17 protein-coding genes are annotated in these 16,450 nt (G+C 70.8%); 7 read left to right on the top strand and 10 right to left on the bottom strand.

The window, feature by feature from the left end:
* Window positions 1-47 precede the first annotated feature (47 nt).
* From OG379_RS25415 to OG379_RS25425, 3 genes are read right to left on the bottom strand one after another with little or no spacing between them, the layout of a single operon-like run.
* Entirely contained in the window at window positions 48-1,181 is a 1,134-nt protein-coding gene (locus tag OG379_RS25415; RefSeq protein ID WP_104788851.1) for an Mrp/NBP35 family ATP-binding protein, read from the bottom strand.
* A gap of 42 nt (window positions 1,182-1,223) precedes the next feature.
* The gene (locus OG379_RS25420; protein WP_405665332.1) at window positions 1,224-1,784 is read right to left on the bottom strand and encodes a DUF1003 domain-containing protein; all 561 of its coding nucleotides are present in this window, start codon (window positions 1,782-1,784) and stop codon (window positions 1,224-1,226) included.
* On the bottom strand, window positions 1,774-3,048 hold the full coding sequence (locus OG379_RS25425; protein WP_405665334.1) for a magnesium transporter MgtE N-terminal domain-containing protein: 1,275 nt from the start codon (window positions 3,046-3,048) through the stop codon (window positions 1,774-1,776). The genes OG379_RS25420 and OG379_RS25425 overlap by 11 nt, the downstream gene beginning before the upstream one ends.
* Window positions 3,049-3,221: 173 nt before the next feature.
* On the opposite strand from OG379_RS25425, the gene OG379_RS25430 reads away from it, so the two are divergent.
* Window positions 3,222-3,974 (top strand): hypothetical protein, encoded by a 753-nt coding sequence (locus OG379_RS25430; RefSeq protein ID WP_393764303.1) that lies wholly within the window; start codon window positions 3,222-3,224, stop codon window positions 3,972-3,974.
* Window positions 3,975-3,983: 9 nt separating this feature from the next.
* On the opposite strand, the gene OG379_RS25435 is transcribed toward OG379_RS25430, so the two are convergent.
* Window positions 3,984-4,502 carry a hypothetical protein gene (locus tag OG379_RS25435; protein WP_405665336.1) on the bottom strand — a complete coding sequence of 173 codons (519 nt, stop codon included), beginning with the start codon at window positions 4,500-4,502 and terminating at the stop codon, window positions 3,984-3,986.
* A gap of 74 nt (window positions 4,503-4,576) precedes the next feature.
* Complete coding sequence (locus OG379_RS25440) at window positions 4,577-5,692, bottom strand: magnesium and cobalt transport protein CorA (RefSeq protein WP_393764299.1); 1,116 nt, start codon at window positions 5,690-5,692, stop codon at window positions 4,577-4,579.
* Window positions 5,693-6,102: 410 nt separating this feature from the next.
* On the opposite strand from OG379_RS25440, the gene OG379_RS25445 reads away from it, so the two are divergent.
* A complete protein-coding gene (locus tag OG379_RS25445; RefSeq protein WP_362933417.1) occupies window positions 6,103-6,687 on the top strand; it encodes a suppressor of fused domain protein in 585 nt (194 codons plus the stop codon).
* 77 nt (window positions 6,688-6,764) lie between these two features.
* Here the strand turns inward: OG379_RS25445 and OG379_RS25450 are convergent, their stop codons facing one another.
* Window positions 6,765-7,997 (bottom strand): MFS transporter, encoded by a 1,233-nt coding sequence (locus OG379_RS25450; protein ID WP_405665338.1) that lies wholly within the window; start codon window positions 7,995-7,997, stop codon window positions 6,765-6,767.
* A gap of 157 nt (window positions 7,998-8,154) precedes the next feature.
* Between OG379_RS25450 and OG379_RS25455 the strand changes: the two genes are divergently transcribed.
* The 3 genes from OG379_RS25455 (at window position 8,155) to OG379_RS25465 (ending at window position 10,476) form a co-directional block, all read left to right on the top strand.
* Window positions 8,155-8,799 carry a DUF6758 family protein gene (locus OG379_RS25455; RefSeq protein ID WP_393764295.1) on the top strand — a complete coding sequence of 215 codons (645 nt, stop codon included), beginning with the start codon at window positions 8,155-8,157 and terminating at the stop codon, window positions 8,797-8,799.
* Window positions 8,800-8,887: 88 nt separating this feature from the next.
* Window positions 8,888-9,754 (top strand): PHP domain-containing protein, encoded by an 867-nt coding sequence (locus tag OG379_RS25460; RefSeq protein ID WP_405665340.1) that lies wholly within the window; start codon window positions 8,888-8,890, stop codon window positions 9,752-9,754.
* A 116-nt stretch (window positions 9,755-9,870) separates the two neighbouring features.
* On the top strand, window positions 9,871-10,476 hold the full coding sequence (locus tag OG379_RS25465; protein WP_362933428.1) for a MarC family protein: 606 nt from the start codon (window positions 9,871-9,873) through the stop codon (window positions 10,474-10,476).
* A 114-nt stretch (window positions 10,477-10,590) separates the two neighbouring features.
* On the opposite strand, the gene OG379_RS25470 is transcribed toward OG379_RS25465, so the two are convergent.
* Complete coding sequence (locus OG379_RS25470) at window positions 10,591-10,743, bottom strand: hypothetical protein (protein WP_007446805.1); 153 nt, start codon at window positions 10,741-10,743, stop codon at window positions 10,591-10,593.
* A 210-nt stretch (window positions 10,744-10,953) separates the two neighbouring features.
* Here OG379_RS25470 and OG379_RS25475 point away from each other — a divergent pair, with 210 nt between their 5' ends.
* The gene (locus tag OG379_RS25475) at window positions 10,954-11,865 is read left to right on the top strand and encodes an NYN domain-containing protein (RefSeq protein WP_393764290.1); all 912 of its coding nucleotides are present in this window, start codon (window positions 10,954-10,956) and stop codon (window positions 11,863-11,865) included.
* Window positions 11,866-11,903: 38 nt separating this feature from the next.
* On the opposite strand, the gene OG379_RS25480 is transcribed toward OG379_RS25475, so the two are convergent.
* A complete protein-coding gene (locus OG379_RS25480) occupies window positions 11,904-12,758 on the bottom strand; it encodes an alpha/beta fold hydrolase (protein ID WP_405665342.1) in 855 nt (284 codons plus the stop codon).
* A 107-nt stretch (window positions 12,759-12,865) separates the two neighbouring features.
* On the bottom strand, window positions 12,866-14,854 hold the full coding sequence (locus OG379_RS25485) for a DEAD/DEAH box helicase (protein WP_405665343.1): 1,989 nt from the start codon (window positions 14,852-14,854) through the stop codon (window positions 12,866-12,868).
* Window positions 14,855-15,303: 449 nt separating this feature from the next.
* Between OG379_RS25485 and OG379_RS25490 the strand changes: the two genes are divergently transcribed.
* On the top strand, window positions 15,304-16,050 hold the full coding sequence (locus tag OG379_RS25490; RefSeq protein ID WP_393764284.1) for a ferritin-like fold-containing protein: 747 nt from the start codon (window positions 15,304-15,306) through the stop codon (window positions 16,048-16,050).
* Window positions 16,051-16,065: 15 nt separating this feature from the next.
* Here the strand turns inward: OG379_RS25490 and OG379_RS25495 are convergent, their stop codons facing one another.
* Window positions 16,066-16,338, bottom strand: a complete 273-nt coding sequence (locus tag OG379_RS25495) for a hypothetical protein (protein WP_393764282.1) — start codon at window positions 16,336-16,338, stop codon at window positions 16,066-16,068.
* Window positions 16,339-16,450 lie beyond the last annotated feature (112 nt).

The raw sequence follows: 16,450 nt of genomic DNA on the forward strand, positions 1-16,450 counted from the left end.
CGGGTGGGGGCGGCCTCCTCAGGAGACCGCCCCCACCCGTACGTCGCTCAGAACTTGTTGCGCGGGGTGAGCCCCAGGGACATGCCCGACAGGCCGCGCTGACGGCCGCTCAGCTTGTCCGCGATGGAGCGCAGCGCGGAACCCGCGGCGGAGTCCGGGTCGGACAGGACGACGGGCTTGCCCTCGTCGCCGCCCTCACGCAGCCGTACGTCGATCGGGATGGACCCGAGCACCGGGACCTCGGCGCCGACCGTCTTCGTCAGCCCGTCGGCGACCCGCTGCCCGCCGCCCGAACCGAACACGTCGACGATCTCGTCGCAGTGCGGGCACGGCATGCCCGACATGTTCTCGACGACTCCGACGATCTTCTGGTGGGTCTGTACGGCGATGGAGCCGGCCCGCTCGGCCACCTCGGCGGCGGCCTGCTGCGGGGTCGTGACGACCAGGATCTCGGCGTTCGGGACGAGCTGCGCCACGGAGATCGCGATGTCACCGGTGCCCGGCGGCAGGTCGAGCAGCAGGACGTCGAGGTCGCCCCAGTACACATCGGCGAGGAACTGCTGCAGCGCGCGGTGCAGCATGGGTCCGCGCCACACCACCGGGGCGTTGCCCGGGGTGAACATGCCGATGGAGATCACCTTCACGCCGTGCGCGGACGGCGGCATGATCATGTTCTCGACCTGGGTGGGCTTGCCGTCGGCGCCGAGCATCCGGGGCACGCTGTGCCCGTAGATGTCCGCGTCGACCACGCCGACCTTGAGCCCGTCGGCCGCCATCGCCGCCGCGAGGTTCACCGTCACCGAGGACTTGCCGACGCCGCCCTTGCCGGACGCGACCGCGTAGACCCGGGTCAGCGAGCCGGGCTTGGCGAACGGCACCTCCCGCTCCGCCGTGCCGCCGCGCAGCGACGAGGCGAGTTCCTTGCGCTGCTCGTCGCTCATCACGTCGAGCGTGACCTCGACCCGCGACACGCCTTCGACGCGGGCGACCGCGTCGGTGACGTTCTTCGTGATCGTCTCGCGCATCGGGCAGCCGGAAACCGTGAGATACACGGTGACAGCGACTACACCGTCAGGATCGATCTCGACCGACTTCACCATGCCCAGCTCGGTGATCGGTCGGTGGATCTCCGGGTCGTTCACTGTCGCCAGTGCTTCACGCACCGCGTCTTCCGTAGCCATACGACGATGGTACGGCGCCGGGGGCTACGCGCGGGTAGCGCCTCAGCGGTCGCCTTCGTCACTCTCGACCTGCGAGAGGATCCGGCGCTCCTCCATGTCCTTCATCATGGCCTCCAGCTCCGAGCGGATCCAGTCCCGCGTGGCGACCTCACCGAGGCCCATCCGGAGAGCGGCGATCTCCCGGCTGAGGAATTCCGTGTCCGCGATCGAGCGCTCGTTCTGCTTGCGGTCCTGCTCGTGGGTGACCCGGTCGCGGTCGTCCTGGCGGTTCTGCGCGAGGAGGATCAGCGGGGCCGCGTAGGAGGCCTGGAGGGACAGCATCAGGGTCAGGAAGATGAACGGGTACTCGTCGAACCGGAGTTCCTGCGGCGCGAAGATGTTCCACACCACCCACAGGATGATGATCAGGGTCATCCAGACGATGAACCGCCCGGTTCCGAGGAAGCGGGCGATGCGCTCGGAGAACCGGCCGAACGCCTCGGGGTCGTACTCGGGCAGCAGCCGGCGCCGCGGCGCCTTCGGCTGGTCGAGCCGGGGACGCGGCGGGCGCACGATGCCCGAGGCGCCCGTCGGCACGGCCCTCCCGCGGTCCTCAGCGGCCACCGGTGATCTCCTCCTCGCCCAGGAAATCCGTCTCGCGCCAGTCGTCGGGCAGCAGGTGGTCCAGCACGTCGTCGACGGTCACCGCGCCCAGCAGTGAGCCGCTCTCGTCCACCACGGGCACCGAGACCATGTTGTACGCGGCCAGATAGCTGGTCACGGCGGGCAGCGGGGTGTCCGGCGCCAGGGGGACCAGATCGCTGTCGACGATCGAGCTGACCAGGGTGAACGGCGGATCCCGCAGCAGCCGCTGGAAATGCACGGTGCCCAGGTATTTGCCGGTCGGGGTCTCGTCCGGCGACCGGCAGACGTACACCTGGGCGGCGAGCGCGGGGGAGAGGTCCTGCTGGCGGACCCTGGCCAGCGCGTCCGCGACCGTCGCGTCGGGCCGCAGGATGATCGGTTCGGTCGTCATCAGCCCGCCCGCCGTCCGCTCCTCGTACGCCAGCAGGCGCCGTACGTCGGCCGCGTCGTCCGGGCGCATCAGGGCGAGGAGCCGCTCCTTGTCCGCCTCCGGCAGCTCCGAGAGCAGGTCGGCCGCGTCGTCCGGGTCCATCGCCTCGAGGACGTCCGCGGCGCGGTCCTCAGCCAGCTTGCCCAGGATCTCCACCTGGTCGTCACCGGGGAGCTCCTCCAGGACGTCCGCGAGCCGGTCGTCGTCCAGGGCGGCGGCGACCTCGGCTCGGCGCTTGGGCGTCAGGTGGTGCAGGGCGTTGGCGACATCGGTGGGGCGCAGCCGTTCGAAGGTCGCCACCAGACTCTCGGCGCCCTGCCCGTGTTCCTCCAGCGAGAAGCCGCTGATCGCCGACCACTCCACGGTCAGGGTCTCGCCCTTGCGGCGGAGGGCACCGCCGCGTCCCTTGCGCACGAAGAACTTGTCGATCTCCCAGTCGCGGCGGGCGGGCAGCTGCTGGATGGCGACGTCGAGGACGGTCACTTCCTCGTCGGTCTCCTTGAGGCGCACCCGCCGGTCAAGGAACTCGCCGAGGACGAGTCGCTCGGTCGGGCGCTGCTCGAAGCGCCTCATGTTGACCACACCGGTGGTGATGACCTGGCCCGACTCGACCCCCGTCACCCGGGTCATGGGCAGGAAGATGCGCCGCCGGCTCACGACCTCGACCACCATGCCGAGCAGCCGTGGCGGCTTGCCGCCGACCCGGAGCATCGCCACCAGATCCCGGACCCGGCCGACCTGATCCCCATTCGGGTCGAACACCGGTACGCCCGCGAGGTGTGAGACGAAAACCCTGGGAGTGACTGCCGCCATCCTGTGCGCCTCCCTCTGTGCCTCACATCCTCCTTTGCCGTGATCAGGCTAGCCCGTACCGGTCCGTCACGCCTTGGCGGGCCGTCCGTACGGCACTCTGCCGAATGGCGTACGCGGCACGGGTACGCTGCCGTCTGCCACCCCCAGACACACAGATGAGAGGCAGTGCGCCTGTGACCTCTTCCGCCCCGGCCGTCCGGGCCCACCGCCGGACCACTCTCGCCGTGGTGCTCTGCGCGGGCCTGACCGTCGCGCTCACGGCCTGCGCGGGAGAGGACCCGGACAAGGGGACCAACGGCGTCGGCAAACTGACGGCCTCGCAGATCGAGAAGAAGGCGCTGGCCGCCGCCGGGGCCGCGGACGCGGTGCGGCTGACGGGCAAGCTGGTCAGCAAGGGCGGGACGTACACCCTGAACATGCAGCTCAGCGGCAAGGGCGGCACGGGGTCGGTCACCTCGAAGCAGAACACGTTCGCGCTGCTGCGCATCGGTGACGAGCTCTTCCTCAAGGCGGATGCCGGCTTCTGGAAGGACGAGAAGGCCGACGACGAGAGCGATCAGGCCGCCGACAAGCTCGGCGGCAAGTACGTGAAGGTGCCGGAGGACGACCCCACCTACCAGCAGCTGCGCGGCTTCACGGAGAAGAAGACGCTCCTCGACGGGATGCTGTCCCTGCACGGGGAGATCAACAAGGGCGACCGGGACACGGTCGGCGGCGTGCGCACTGTGCAGATCATGGGTGGAAAGGGCGAGGGGGGCGCACTGGACGTCTCCCTCAAGGGCACTCCGTATCCCCTGCGGGTGGCCCGTGGCGGTGGCGGCGGGACGGTCACCCTCGCCGACTGGGGCAAGCCCTTCACGCTGGAGGCACCGGCCGAGGACGACACCGTCGACTACGGCGGCGAGCTGCCCAGGTCCTCCGGCTGACGGAGCCGGTCAGCGCTTCCCGCGGCGCTTCAGCAGCAGCCGGGGAAGCGCCGCCGGCGCCGTGCGCCGCGTCGTCGCCCCCGTGGGCAGCGGCGGTGCGGCCAGCGAGGTGTCCGGCAGGTCCGTGCGGGACTCGCCGGGCGCCAGCCGTACGACCCGGCACTCCCGCGCCCAGCGCTCCGTCATCTGTTCGGCGTCCGGCGCGTTCAGCCGCTTGCCCTTGAGCTCGCCGACCGCCGCCTCCCACTCCTCCGAGTGCGGCTCCAGCACCTTGACGGCGGCGGTCCAGGCCACGAGCCTGCCGCCCTTGTCCTTGCTGCGCACGGTCACCTCGGCGGCGGCGCCGGCATCGAGCCCGGCGGGGAGCGGCTGCTCCCCGGGGCCGTCCCCGACGAGCACGGCCGCACCCTCGTGCCACACGTGCCACAGCGCCCGGGAGGGGCCGGTGCCCCGCACCCAGATCAGGCCGGACTTCTTGGTGGCCTCCTCGACGAGAGCCCGGGCAAGCAACACGTCAGCAGCAGTCATGCCCGAACTCTATTGGGTCTTCCGTTCGGATCAGGCCCCGCCGGCCGCGGGACCGACCTCCCGGGACAACACACCTAGAGCCAGCCGTTGCGCTTGAGGGTGCGGTGGATGGAGAAGCAGACGACGCCGATGAGCGCCAGCACCATCGGATAGCCGTACGTCCAGCGGAGTTCGGGCATGTGCTTGAAGTTCATGCCGTACACCCCGCAGATCATCGTCGGTACGGCGATGATCGCCGCCCAGGACGTGATCTTGCGCATGTCCTCGTTCTGCGTGACGGTCGCCTGCGCCAGATTGGCCTGGAGGATCGAGTTGAGCAGTTCGTCGAAGCCGATGACCTCTTCGTGCACGCGCGCCAGGTGGTCGGCGACATCGCGGAAGTACTTCTGGATGTCGGGGTCGATCAGCCGCATCGGGCGCTCGCTCAGCAGCTGCATCGGCCGCAGCAGGGGCGACACGGCGCGCTTGAACTCCAGCACCTCGCGCTTCAGCTGGTAGATCCGGCCCGCGTCCGACCCGCGCGGGGTCCCTTTGGCGGGGGTGGAGAACACATCGATCTCCACCTCGTCGATGTCGTCCTGCACCGAGGCCGCCACCGCGATGTAGCCGTCGACGACGTGGTCGGCGATGGAGTGCAGCACGGCGGACGGGCCCTTGGAGAGCAGCTCGGTGTCCTCCTGGAGCCGGTGACGAAGGGCGCGCAGCGAACCCTGCCCGCCGTGCCGGACGGTGATCACGAAGTCCCGCCCGGTGAAGCACATCACCTCACCGGTCTCGACGACCTCGCTGGTCGCGGTCAGTTCGGCGTGCTCGACGTAGTGGATCGTCTTGAAGACGGTGAACAGCGTGTCGTCGTAACGCTCCAGCTTCGGCCGCTGGTGGGCGTGGACGGCGTCCTCGACGGCGAGCGGGTGTAGGCCGAACTCCCTTGCGATACCGGCGAATTCCTCCTCGGTCGGCTCGTGCAGGCCGATCCAGGCGAAGCCGCCCTCCTCCCGTACGCGCAGAATCGCCTCACGCGGTGTCAGGCAGGAGGCCTCGGTGCTCCGGCGCCCGTCCCGGTAGACCGCGCAGTCGACGACGGCGCTGGAGGCGGACGGGTCACGGGTGGCGTCGTAGCTGTTGTACGGAGTGTTGCTCTTGCGCAGGGACGGGCGCACGGCGGCGCGCAGGTCACGGATCATCGACATGGCTGGCTCCTCTTCACGGAGGGCCGTCGGTGGGCACGTGGAACTGCCCGGAATGGGGACGTGCGCTCACGTCCGCAAAGCGGGCGGCACCGCGTGGGCACGATGACGGCGTTCGCTACAGACAGGCAAAAACGCGGGGCTCTTCCGGTGCGCGAACTGCCGTGGTGACGTCCGGGAAGGGCGTCAGATCACAGAAGGAAGGCGTCGTGCGGAAGGGCGGTTGGTACTGCACGGTCGACTTGGATCCACCGCAGCCCCACCTCCTCCGGCCGGTCCCCCGTGGGGGATCACGTGTTGTCAGGACTGAGAGCGCGCTCCGCGTGCTGTCCCGACCGACGCCTCAGGCTATCAGCCGGTCGAGGAGCCAATCCCTTTCTGTTCCCATTCCTTACGCGATCTATGCTCGCGGCATGGGAGAAATTCTTGATCTGGTCGAGGCCCGGCTCCGTACGGCGCTCGGGGAGCCGGACGCACGCGCCGATGTGACGTTCCTCGGCACGGACCGCATCGAGGTGCTCCGCTTCATCGACGGCGATGTGGTGCGCTACGCCACGCTCGGCATGTCCGCCCAGCCGATGGCCGACCCGACCGCGCCGCTCGCCGACCCCGTGAAGGGCCCGCGTGCCGAGCTGGTCCTGTCCGTAAGGGTGGGGCTCGCCGACACCGACCAGGTGCTGCGGCCCCTCGCGGTACTGGCGGCATCTCCGCAGGTGGAGGGGCTGATCGTGGCCCCCGGGGCGTCACTGGACCTCGGGCAGCCGCTGTGGACCGGGGCGCCCTTCAGCTCCGTCCTGGTCGCCGAGCCGGGCGGTCTGGTCGAGGACCTGGAGCTGGACGCCCCGATGGACCCGGTGCGCTTCCTGCCGCTGCTGCCGATGACGCACAACGAAGCGGCCTGGAAGCGGGTCAGGGGAGCGCAGGAGCTCCAGGAGCGCTGGCTCTCGCAGGGGACGGACCTGCGGGACCCGCTGCGCGCGTCCGTACCGCTGGACTGACGCACCGGAACACGGGAAGCCCCGCCGCGCGGCCAGGAGGGGGACCGCGGGCGGGGCCGGAACGAAGGGGACCAGCGTCAGTCGGCGAAGACGATGACGCCGTCCTCGGTCGCGTGGCGCGGCTCGAGTTCCTGCGCCTCGTGGGTCAGCGCCGCGCGCCGGACCCGGACCACCACCGCGCCGACGAGGGCCGCGACGGCGGCGACCACGAACGGAATGTGGATGTCGCTCCACTCCTCGATCTTCGGGGCGAGGTAGGGCGCGGCGGCCGCGGCGAACCAGCGGACGAAGTTGTATCCGGCGCTCGCCACCGGGCGCGGCGCGTCCGACACACCGAGGGCCAGTTCGGTGTAGACGGTGTTGTTCATGCCGATGAAGGCGCCCGAGACGATGGTGCAGACGATGGCCGTCGTGTGGTTGCCGTAACCGAGGATCACCAGGTCCGCGGCGAGCAGCACCAGGGAGCCGCCGACCACCTTCAGGGAGCCGAAACGCCGCTGCAGACGCGGCGCGACGAGCACCGAGAAGACGGCGAGGAGCAGGCCCCAGGCGAAGAACACCGCCCCCGACCTGTACGGCGACATGTTCAGCACGAACGGTGTGAAGGCCAGGATCGTGAAGAACGCGTAGTTGTAGAAGAACGCCGAAGCGGCGACCGAGGCCAGGCCGCCGTGGCCGAGCGCCCTCACCGGGTCGAGCAGCGAGGTCTTCCGGGCCGGCTTGGGCTGTTCCTTGAGGAACGCGGTGATGCAGAGGAACCCGATCGCCATCAGGGCCGCGGTGCCGAAGAACGGGTAGCGCCAGCTCGCGTCGCCGAGCAGGGCGCCGACCAGCGGCCCGCAGGCCATGCCGAGGCCGAGCGCCGACTCGTACAGGAGGATCGCCGCCGCACTGCCGCCTGCGGCGGCGCCGACGATCACCGCGAGGGCGGTGGAGACGAACAGGGCGTTGCCCAGGCCCCAGCCCGCCCGGAAGCCGACCAGTTCGGCGACCGACGAGGACGTTCCCGAGAGTGCGGCGAAGACGACGACCAGCGCCAGGCCGGCCAGCAGCGTCTTGCGTCCCCCGATGCGGCTGGAGACGAAGCCGGTCACGAGCATCGCGACGGCGGTGATCAGGAAGTACGAGGTGAACAGCAGGGACACCTGGCTGGGTGTCGCATCGAGTCCCTTGGCGATGGACGGCAGGATCGGGTCCACCAGACCGATCCCCATGAAGGCGACGACCGAGGCGCCCGCCGTGGCCCAGACGGCCTTCGGCTGACGCAGGATGCTGGTCGCCCCTTCGTCGAACGGATCCTCTGCCGGCATGGGTTCTCTCGCTCTCCACTAGGCCGTTGGGTTATACACAGAATAAGTTAGGCAAGCTAATAAGTGCAACCCACATCTATTTCTCCCGGTCAAAGCCGCGCTGCGGACGGGTGATCGTCCTTGACGCGGCGACCACCGGGGAGGACCGTTGGGCGTTATGAGGGGCGAACCCAGTTGCCCGAAGTGCGGTGGCCGGGTCAGGGCGCCCGGCCTTTTCGCCGATGCCTGGCAGTGCTCCGCGCACGGCCAGGTGCACCCGATGCAGCCGGTGGTCCCGCCCAGCGTCGAGGCGCTGGGCGTGGTGGTGCACCGGGCCCAGGTGCCGGTGTGGATGCCCTGGCCGCTCCCGGTGGGCTGGCTGTTCACGGGCGCGGCGTACGCGGGCGACGACCGCAGCGGCGGCCGGGCGACCGCCGTCGCGTGCTCGGGCCCCGGCCCGCTCGGAGGCATGGGGGAGCTGCTGCTCGTCGCCGAGGAGCTCGGCGTCGGGCTCGGCGCGCGCTACGCGGGCATCGACGGCCCCGACCCCGGCTCCGGACTGGCCGTCGAGGCCGCCCCCGACGCCAAGGTGCACGCGGCGGGACGTCCCACCCCGCTCTGGCACGTCAAGAACGCCCCCGCCGACCGTGCGGTCTTCGCGGGCGAGGCGCGTGGCCTGTGGCTGTGGGCGATCGTCTGGCCCGAACAGTCCGGGCTGCTGATGTACGACGAACTGGTGCTGACCGACCTGCGCGACGCCGGAGGGGAAGTGGACCTCCTGCCGTGCGGGGCGCTCACGCCCCGGCTGCTCACACCGCCCTGACCCGGCGGTGGGAGGGGGCCGGACGGGTGACGCCCGGCGGTTATCCTTGAGCGTCCCCTGTCCGCCCGCCAGCTCCGGAGTACGCGTCGTGCGCATCGATCTGCACACCCACTCCACCGCTTCGGACGGCACGGACACCCCCGCCGAGCTGGTGGCCAACGCGGCGGCGGCCGGCCTCGACGTCGTCGCGCTGACCGACCACGACACGGTGGGAGGCCACGCGCAGGCGGTGGCCGCCCTCCCCGAAGGGCTCACGCTCGTCACGGGCGCCGAGCTCTCCTGCCGCGTCGACGGCATCGGCCTGCACATGCTGGCCTACCTCTTCGACCCGTCCGAGCCCGAGCTGTCCCGTGAGCGCGAGCTCGTCCGGGACGACCGGGTGCCGCGGGCGCAGGCCATGGTGCGCAAGCTCCAGGAGCTGGGCGTCCCGGTCACCTGGGAGCAGGTCGCGCGGATCGCCGGGGACGGCTCGGTCGGCCGCCCGCATGTCGCGACCGCGCTCGTGGAGCTCGGCGTCGTCGACACCGTCTCCGACGCCTTCACCTCGGCCTGGCTGGGCAACGGCGGACGGGCGTACGCAGGCAAGCACGAACTCGACCCGTTCGAAGCCATCCGGCTGGTCAAGGCCGCGGGCGGCGTCACCGTCTTCGCCCACCCGCTCGCCGTCAAGCGCGGCGAGGTGGTTCCGGAAGCCGTGATCGCGCAGCTGGCCGACGCCGGGCTCGACGGCATCGAGGTCGACCACATGGACCACGACGAGCGCACCAGGGCCCGGCTGCGGGGGCTCGCCTCCGAGCTGGGGCTGCTGCCCACCGGGTCCAGCGACTACCACGGCACCCGTAAGACCGTCCGGCTCGGGGAGTACACCACCGACCCCGAGATCTACGGCGAGATCACCCGGCGCGCCACGGGAGCGTTCCCCGTGCCGGGCGCCGGTGGACCGGTCCCCGCGTAACGGGTTCCTCTTCCCCTCTTCCCTCCTCCGTCGCACCCCGTGCGCCCGGGCGCTCTCATGGCGTGCCGGCGCGTGCGTCCTCCTGTTCGGCCCGCTCTTCTCTCGCAAGGCTCACCGTGTTCGACATCGCTGTCTTCGGATCCCTCTTTCTCACCCTTTTTGTGATTATGGATCCGCCCGGAATCACCCCGATCTTCCTGGCCCTCACGGCGGGCCGCCCCGCCAAGGTGCAGCGCAGGATGGCTCTGCAGGCCGTCGCCGTCGCCTTCGGCGTGATCGCCGTCTTCGGCCTGCTCGGCCAGCAGATCCTCGACTACCTGCACGTCTCCGTGCCGGCGCTGATGATCGCGGGCGGGCTGCTCCTGCTGCTCATCGCGCTGGACCTGCTCACCGGCAAGACGGACGAGCCGACGCAGACCAAGGACGTCAACGTCGCCCTCGTGCCGCTCGGTATGCCGCTGCTCGCCGGACCCGGTGCGATCGTCTCCGTGATCCTCGCGGTGCAGAACGCCGACGGGACGGCCGGTCAGATCTCGGTCTGGGCGGCGATCGTGGCCATGCATGTCGTGCTCTGGGTGACCATGCGGTACTCGCTGCTGATCATTCGTGTGATCAAGGACGGCGGTGTGGTCCTGGTGACCCGTCTCGCCGGGATGATGCTCTCGGCCATCGCCGTACAGCAGATCATCAACGGCGTCACCCAGGTCATCCAGAACTCCTGAGGCCCGCCCGGTCCGGACACCACAGCGCCCCCGCACGGGTCTTCCGTGCGGGGGCGCTTCGTCTTCAGCTCATGTCATCCGCTCGAAACCAGCGACGCCGAGCAATGCAAGGTGTTACGAAGCCGACGAGTCGGCCGGCCGGATGTAGATGCGCTGGCCCATTGCCGCGGCCTGCTGCACGATCCGGTTGACGGAGGCGGCGTCCACGACGGTGCTGTCCACGGCGGTACCGTCGACATCGTCGAGTCGCATGATCTCGAAGCGCATATGGCTTCCCTTCGTCTGATCCTCCTGCTGGAGAACTACTGGGAGGACGGGCTTGCCGTCCGCAAGGATGGGGAGCGCAAGGCGTCTGCGTCTCGCGCTCCACAGGGGGTACAACGACTTGCCTACTGCAAACATTCCCTACGCTAAGGAAATTTTTTGGATGTCTAAGTACCCGTCGGTAATCAGCCATGCGCAGACAATGAGGCCCGAATGAGCCACCCGGACACGCGGCCGGACGAAGGGCCGGGCATCCGCGAACAGCTGGACCGCACCAACGAACTGCTCCAGCGCGTACTCGCCGAGGTGTCGAAGACCCCCTCCACCCACGCGATCTTCGTCGACGCGGGTTACGTCTACGCGGCGGCCGGGCTGCTCGTCACCGGCACGGAGGACCGCCGGTCCTTCGACCTGGACGCGGAAGGACTGATCGAGGCCTTCATCGACAAGGCCCGCACGATCTTCGCGGACAGCAGGCTGCTGCGCGTGTACTGGTACGACGGGGCCAGGCGCCGGATCCACACCGTCGAGCAGCAGTCCATCGCCGAACTCCCCGACGTCAAGGTCAGGCTCGGCAACCTCAACGCCAACAACCAGCAGAAGGGCGTCGACTCACTCATCCGCACCGACCTCGAGTCGCTCGCCCGGCACCGCGCCATCAGCGACGCGGCGCTCGTCGGAGGCGACGAGGACCTCGTCTCGGCCGTCGAGGCCGCCCAGGGCTACGGTGCCCGCGTCCACCTCTGGGGTATCGAGGCGGGCGAAGGCCGCAACCAGGCCGAGCCGCTGCTCTGGGAGGTCGACAGCCAGCGCACCTTCGACCTCGACTTCTGCCGCCCGTACGTGACCCGGCGCTCCGTCACGATGTACGACGACGACAGCCCGGCGCCCGCGCGCGAGGACGTCCGCTTCGTCGGTGCGCAGATCGCCGCCGGATGGCTCTCCTCGCGCGGCCGCGACGCCCTCGCCGACCTGCTGCCCGGGCACCCCTACCTGCCGGGCTCCGTCGACCAGGACCTGCTCGTCGAGGCCGAACGGCTCCTCCAGCACTCGCTGCGCGGCCACGCCCATCTGCGCAGGGCACTGCGCGACGGCTTCTGGCAGCACCTCCAGGCGCAGTACTGACCCCGGCCACCGCGGCGGACCGGGCCCTCGGGTGAAGCTCAGACGCTCTTCCAGAACGAGACGAGGGCCGCCGCGGTCTCCTGGGGCCGGGCCGTGTTGGGGGAGTGCTCGGCGCCCGCGATCACGGTGCGGTGGGCGCCGAGCCGCTCCGCCATCCGGTCGAGCAGCGGCACCGGCCAGACGTCGTCGCGCTCGCCCGAGATCACGTGTACGGGGAGGGGGAGCGCGGCGAGTTCGTCCACCCGGTCGGGTTCGGACGACAGTTGCGCGCCGGTGGCGATCAGCTGGGCCGGGTCGTGCAGCATCCAGCGGCGGCGCAGATCCTCGCCGTCACCCGTGTCCGCGTCCTCGGGCGGGTCCATCGCGCGCATCATCTGCCAGACCTGGGCCATGCTCCAGCGGCTCAGTGCGTCGCTGAGCAGCCGCGCCTTCTGCTGCTGCGCGGGGTCGATCTCGGCGGGGCCCGACGACATCAGGGTCAGTGAACGGAAGGGTGTGGCGTCGAGCAGCACCGCCGCGCGGGCGATCTGGCCGCCGAGGGAGTGCCCGAGCAGATGGATGGCCCCGGGCAGCGCGGTGTCGTCGGCGGCGGCCGCCTGAGCCAGCACGTCACGGGCCAACTCGCCCTGTGCGTAGGGATTTTGACGGTCGGTCCGCTCGGTCTCGTACTGTCCTCGCCCATCGACGGACAGCACGCGGAACCCGGCGTCGGCGAGGGGTTCGAGCAGCGCGACGAAGTCCTCCTTGCTGCCGGTGTACCCGGGCAGCAGGAGGGCGGTGGAGTGCGCGCCCGCGGGCGGCGCGGCGTCCAGCACGGCGAAGTCCCCGCGGTCGGTACGCAGTACGCGGGCGCGGGCACAGGGGGGCGGGGTGAAGGTGGGCGGCCGGCTCATGGGGCCGAGGGTATCGCCGGGTGCCCGGCCGCGCCCGGGCAGACGTACGGCCCCGGCCCCCGCAGTGCGGGAACCGGGGCCGTACGGAGGTGAAGCGGTGCCGGAGATCAGCCCTCGGCCGACTCGGCGGCTGCCGCCGCGCGGGACCGGCGCCTGCGAGGCTTCGCGGGCGCCTCACCGTCCGTCACGGCCTCGGTGACCGCGGCGGTCTCGGCCTTCTCCGCGGCAGCGGCGCGCGGCCGACGACGGCGCGGCTTGGTCTCCGCCGCGTCCTCGGCGGGGGCCGTGGAGACCACGGCCTCGGCCTTCGGCTTGGCGGCGGCACGCGGACGACGGCGCGTCCTGGTCTCGGTCGCCGGCTCGGAGACCGGGGCGATCTGGAAGTCGACCTCGTCGGCCGGCTTCACGACCCGGGTGCGGCGGCGCGGCTTGGTGGCCACGGGCTCCGCAGTGGGCGCGGCGATGGCCACGGTCTGGAAGTCGACCACGGGCTCGGCGGCCGGGGCCGGCGCGAGGACCGGCTCGGTGGCGGCGGCCGTGGCCGTGGCACGCGCACGGCGACGGCGCGGCTTCGCCTCCGGGGCCGGCTCGGCCTCCGCGACGGGCGCGGGCTCGGCGACCGGGGCCTCGGCCACGGCGACCGCGGCCTCGGTCACGGCCTCGGGAGCGGCGGCACGGGTACGGCGGCGACGGCGCGGGGTGCGCGGCTCGGACGTGTCCTCACCGGTCGCCTCGGCGGCGGGGGCGGGCACGGTGACGGCGGCGGCCTCGTCGGTGACGCTGCCGCCCCTCGTGCGACGACGCTGACGCGGCGTGCGCGGCGGGCGCTCCTCACGGGGAGCAGGGGCGGTGACGGCGGCGGACTTGCGGCCTCGGCCACCCGTCTCGCCGAGGTCCTCGACCTCCTCCGCGCGCAGACCGGCACGGGTCCGCTCGGTGCGCGGCAGGACACCCTTGGTGCCCGCGGGGATACCGAGCTCCTCGTACAGGTGCGGGGACGTGGAGTACGTCTCCGGCGGGTCCGGGAACTTCAGGTCCAGAGCCTTGTTGATCAGCTGCCAGCGGGGGATGTCGTCCCAGTCGACCAGCGTGATCGCGATGCCCTTGGCGCCCGCGCGGCCGGTACGGCCGATGCGGTGGAGGTACGTCTTCTCGTCCTCCGGCGACTGGTAGTTGATGACATGGGTCACACCCTCGACGTCGATGCCACGCGCGGCGACATCGGTGCAGACGAGGACGTCCACCTTGCCGTTGCGGAACGCGCGCAGGGCCTGCTCGCGGGCTCCCTGGCCGAGGTCGCCGTGGACCGCGCCGGACGCGAAACCGCGCTTCTCCAGCTGCTCCGCGATGTCGGCGGCCGTCCGCTTCGTACGGCAGAAGATCATCGCCAGCCCGCGGCCCTCGGCCTGCAGGATGCGGGAGACCATCTCCGGCTTGTCCATGTTGTGCGCGCGGTAGACGTACTGCGCGGTGTTCTTGACGGTCGTGCCCTCGTCGTCGGGCGACGTGGCGTTGATGTGCGTCGGCTGCGACATGTAGCGGCGCGCGAGGCTGATGACGGCGCCGGGCATGGTGGCCGAGAACAGCATCGTCTGGCGCTTGGGCGGCAGCATGGTGATGATGCGCTCGACGTCGGGCAGGAAGCCCAGGTCGAGCATCTCGTCGGCCTCGTCCAGGACGAGGACACGGATGTGCGAGAGGTCGAGCTTGCGCTGGCCGGCCAGGTCGAGCAGCCGTCCCGGGGTGCCGACGATCACGTCGACGCCCTTCTTGAGAGCCTCGACCTGCGGCTCGTACGCCCGGCCGCCGTAGATCGCGAGAACGCGGACGTTACGGACCTTGCCGGCGGTCAGCAGGTCGTTGGTGACCTGCTGGCACAGCTCGCGGGTGGGGACGACGATCAGGGCCTGCGGCGCGTCGGTCAGCTTGTCGGGCGCGGCGCGGCCGGCCTCGACGTCCGCGGGGACGGTCACACGCTCCAGGAGCGGGAGGCCGAAGCCGAGCGTCTTGCCGGTGCCGGTCTTGGCCTGGCCGATGACGTCCGAGCCGGAGAGCGCTACGGGGAGCGTCATCTCCTGGATGGGGAAGGGGGACATGATGCCGACCGCCTCGAGGGCTTCGGCCGTCTCGGTAAGGATTCCGAGGTCGCGGAACGTAGTCAGGGTGCTGCCTCTTCTGTGAGACGCGGCCCGAGGCGAACGCTGGGGGTCGTACCGTGCCGGGGTTGGTCATCCGGCCGTGGATGGGCCGGGTGGCGCGGGACCACTGCCGTCGCTCGAGCGCTCGTGCCGCTGAGGGGGCCCCTCATCTGCGGTCGTACGTGGTGTACGCCCCGCGTGGAGGGCTGTCGGGTCGGAGCCGATCGGGCCACCGACCGGGCATCCTCATTCAATGTCGCGCTCCTGGCACAGCAAATGCTCAGTAAGCGCAATACCACTGTACCCCGGATTCGCGCATGCGTGTTGGGCGAATTCATCGGATCGGTGTGATGCCTCTCGCTGAGCGGGCCCTTCGGTCCCCGGCGGGGCGGGCTATTCTGCGCTCCATGGAGACGCCTGACAACGCCACTGAAGCATCCGACGAAGCACCCGCCCCGACCGGTATCGCCGCCCAGGACTGGGCCACCGCGTCCGAGGAACCGCAGTACCGCGCCGCGGTCGTGGATCTGCTCGGCGCCCTCGCCTACGGGGAACTCGCGGCCTTCGAGCGGATCGCGGAGGACGCGAAACTCGCGCCGACACTCGGCGACAAGGCGGCACTGGCGAAGATGGCGTCCGCCGAATTCCACCATTTCGAACAGCTGGCCGACCGCCTCACGGCCATCGGCGAATCCTCTGCCGCCGCCATGGAGCCGTTCGCCAAGGCACTGGACGACTTCCACCGTCAGACGGCCCCGTCGGACTGGCTGGAAGGCCTGGTCAAGGCGTACGTCGGCGACTCGATCGCCAGCGACTTCTACCGGGAGATCGCCGCCCGCCTCGACACGGACACCCGCTCCCTCGTCCTCTCCGTGCTCGACGACACGGGCCACGGGAACTTCGCGGTCGAGAAGGTGCGGGCCGCGATCGAGGCGGAGCCCCGTGTCGGCGGCAGGCTCGCCCTGTGGGCGCGCAGGCTGATGGGCGAGGCTCTCTCGCAGGCGCAGCGGGTGGTCGCGGACCGCGACGCCCTGTCCATGATGCTCGTGGGCGGTGTGGCGGACGGCTTCGACCTGGCCGAGGTGGGCAGGATGTTCTCCCGGATCACCGAGGCGCACACCAAGCGGATGGCCGCGCTCGGCCTCGCGGCCTGATCCGGACGGTGGGCCCTACTGGGCCGCCGCTGATCGCACCTGTCGGCCGGAGCGCGGGCGGATCAGCAGGGACAGGGTCACCGCCCCGACCAGCACGGCGCCGGCGGGCGTGGCCAGGACATGGCCGGAGCCCAGTGTCGAGTGCGTCAGATACGCGCCGAAGAGGGCACCCAGCCCGCCCGTGACGAACACCACGCGGGAGGACGGGAGCCGGCCGGGCAGGGAGCGGAGCGCGACCCAGGACAGGGTGAGTCCGAGCACGACGGCGCTGATGGATTCCCAGAGCACAGGGGTCACCTCGCTACTGATTGCGTGACGGTCGGTCGGTCGTAGGCCGTCTTACCCGGGGCCTGCGGAATACAACCCTCCCCGGCCGCTGTGAACCCCGCCGAGGGAAGAA

Source organism: Streptomyces sp. NBC_01166 (assembly GCF_045039765.1).
Lineage (GTDB): Bacteria > Actinomycetota > Actinomycetes > Streptomycetales > Streptomycetaceae > Streptomyces.

Bases quoted from the DNA above. Each gene is read 5' to 3' on its own strand.
- OG379_RS25415 (WP_104788851.1), bottom strand. From the start codon at position 1,181: ATGGCTACGGAAGACGCGGTGCGTGAAGCACTGGCGACAGTGAACGAC.
- OG379_RS25425 (WP_405665334.1), bottom strand. From the start codon at position 3,048: ATGGCGGCAGTCACTCCCAGGGTTTTCGTCTCACACCTCGCGGGCGTA.
- OG379_RS25435 (WP_405665336.1), bottom strand. From the start codon at position 4,502: ATGACTGCTGCTGACGTGTTGCTTGCCCGGGCTCTCGTCGAGGAGGCC.
- OG379_RS25440 (WP_393764299.1), bottom strand. From the start codon at position 5,692: ATGTCGATGATCCGTGACCTGCGCGCCGCCGTGCGCCCGTCCCTGCGC.
- OG379_RS25445 (WP_362933417.1), top strand. From the start codon at position 6,103: ATGGGAGAAATTCTTGATCTGGTCGAGGCCCGGCTCCGTACGGCGCTC.
- OG379_RS25450 (WP_405665338.1), bottom strand. From the start codon at position 7,997: ATGCCGGCAGAGGATCCGTTCGACGAAGGGGCGACCAGCATCCTGCGT.
- OG379_RS25455 (WP_393764295.1), top strand. From the start codon at position 8,155: ATGAGGGGCGAACCCAGTTGCCCGAAGTGCGGTGGCCGGGTCAGGGCG.
- OG379_RS25470 (WP_007446805.1), bottom strand. From the start codon at position 10,743: ATGCGCTTCGAGATCATGCGACTCGACGATGTCGACGGTACCGCCGTG.
- OG379_RS25475 (WP_393764290.1), top strand. From the start codon at position 10,954: ATGAGCCACCCGGACACGCGGCCGGACGAAGGGCCGGGCATCCGCGAA.
- OG379_RS25480 (WP_405665342.1), bottom strand. From the start codon at position 12,758: ATGAGCCGGCCGCCCACCTTCACCCCGCCCCCCTGTGCCCGCGCCCGC.
- OG379_RS25485 (WP_405665343.1), bottom strand. From the start codon at position 14,854: ATGTCCCCCTTCCCCATCCAGGAGATGACGCTCCCCGTAGCGCTCTCC.
- OG379_RS25490 (WP_393764284.1), top strand. From the start codon at position 15,304: ATGGAGACGCCTGACAACGCCACTGAAGCATCCGACGAAGCACCCGCC.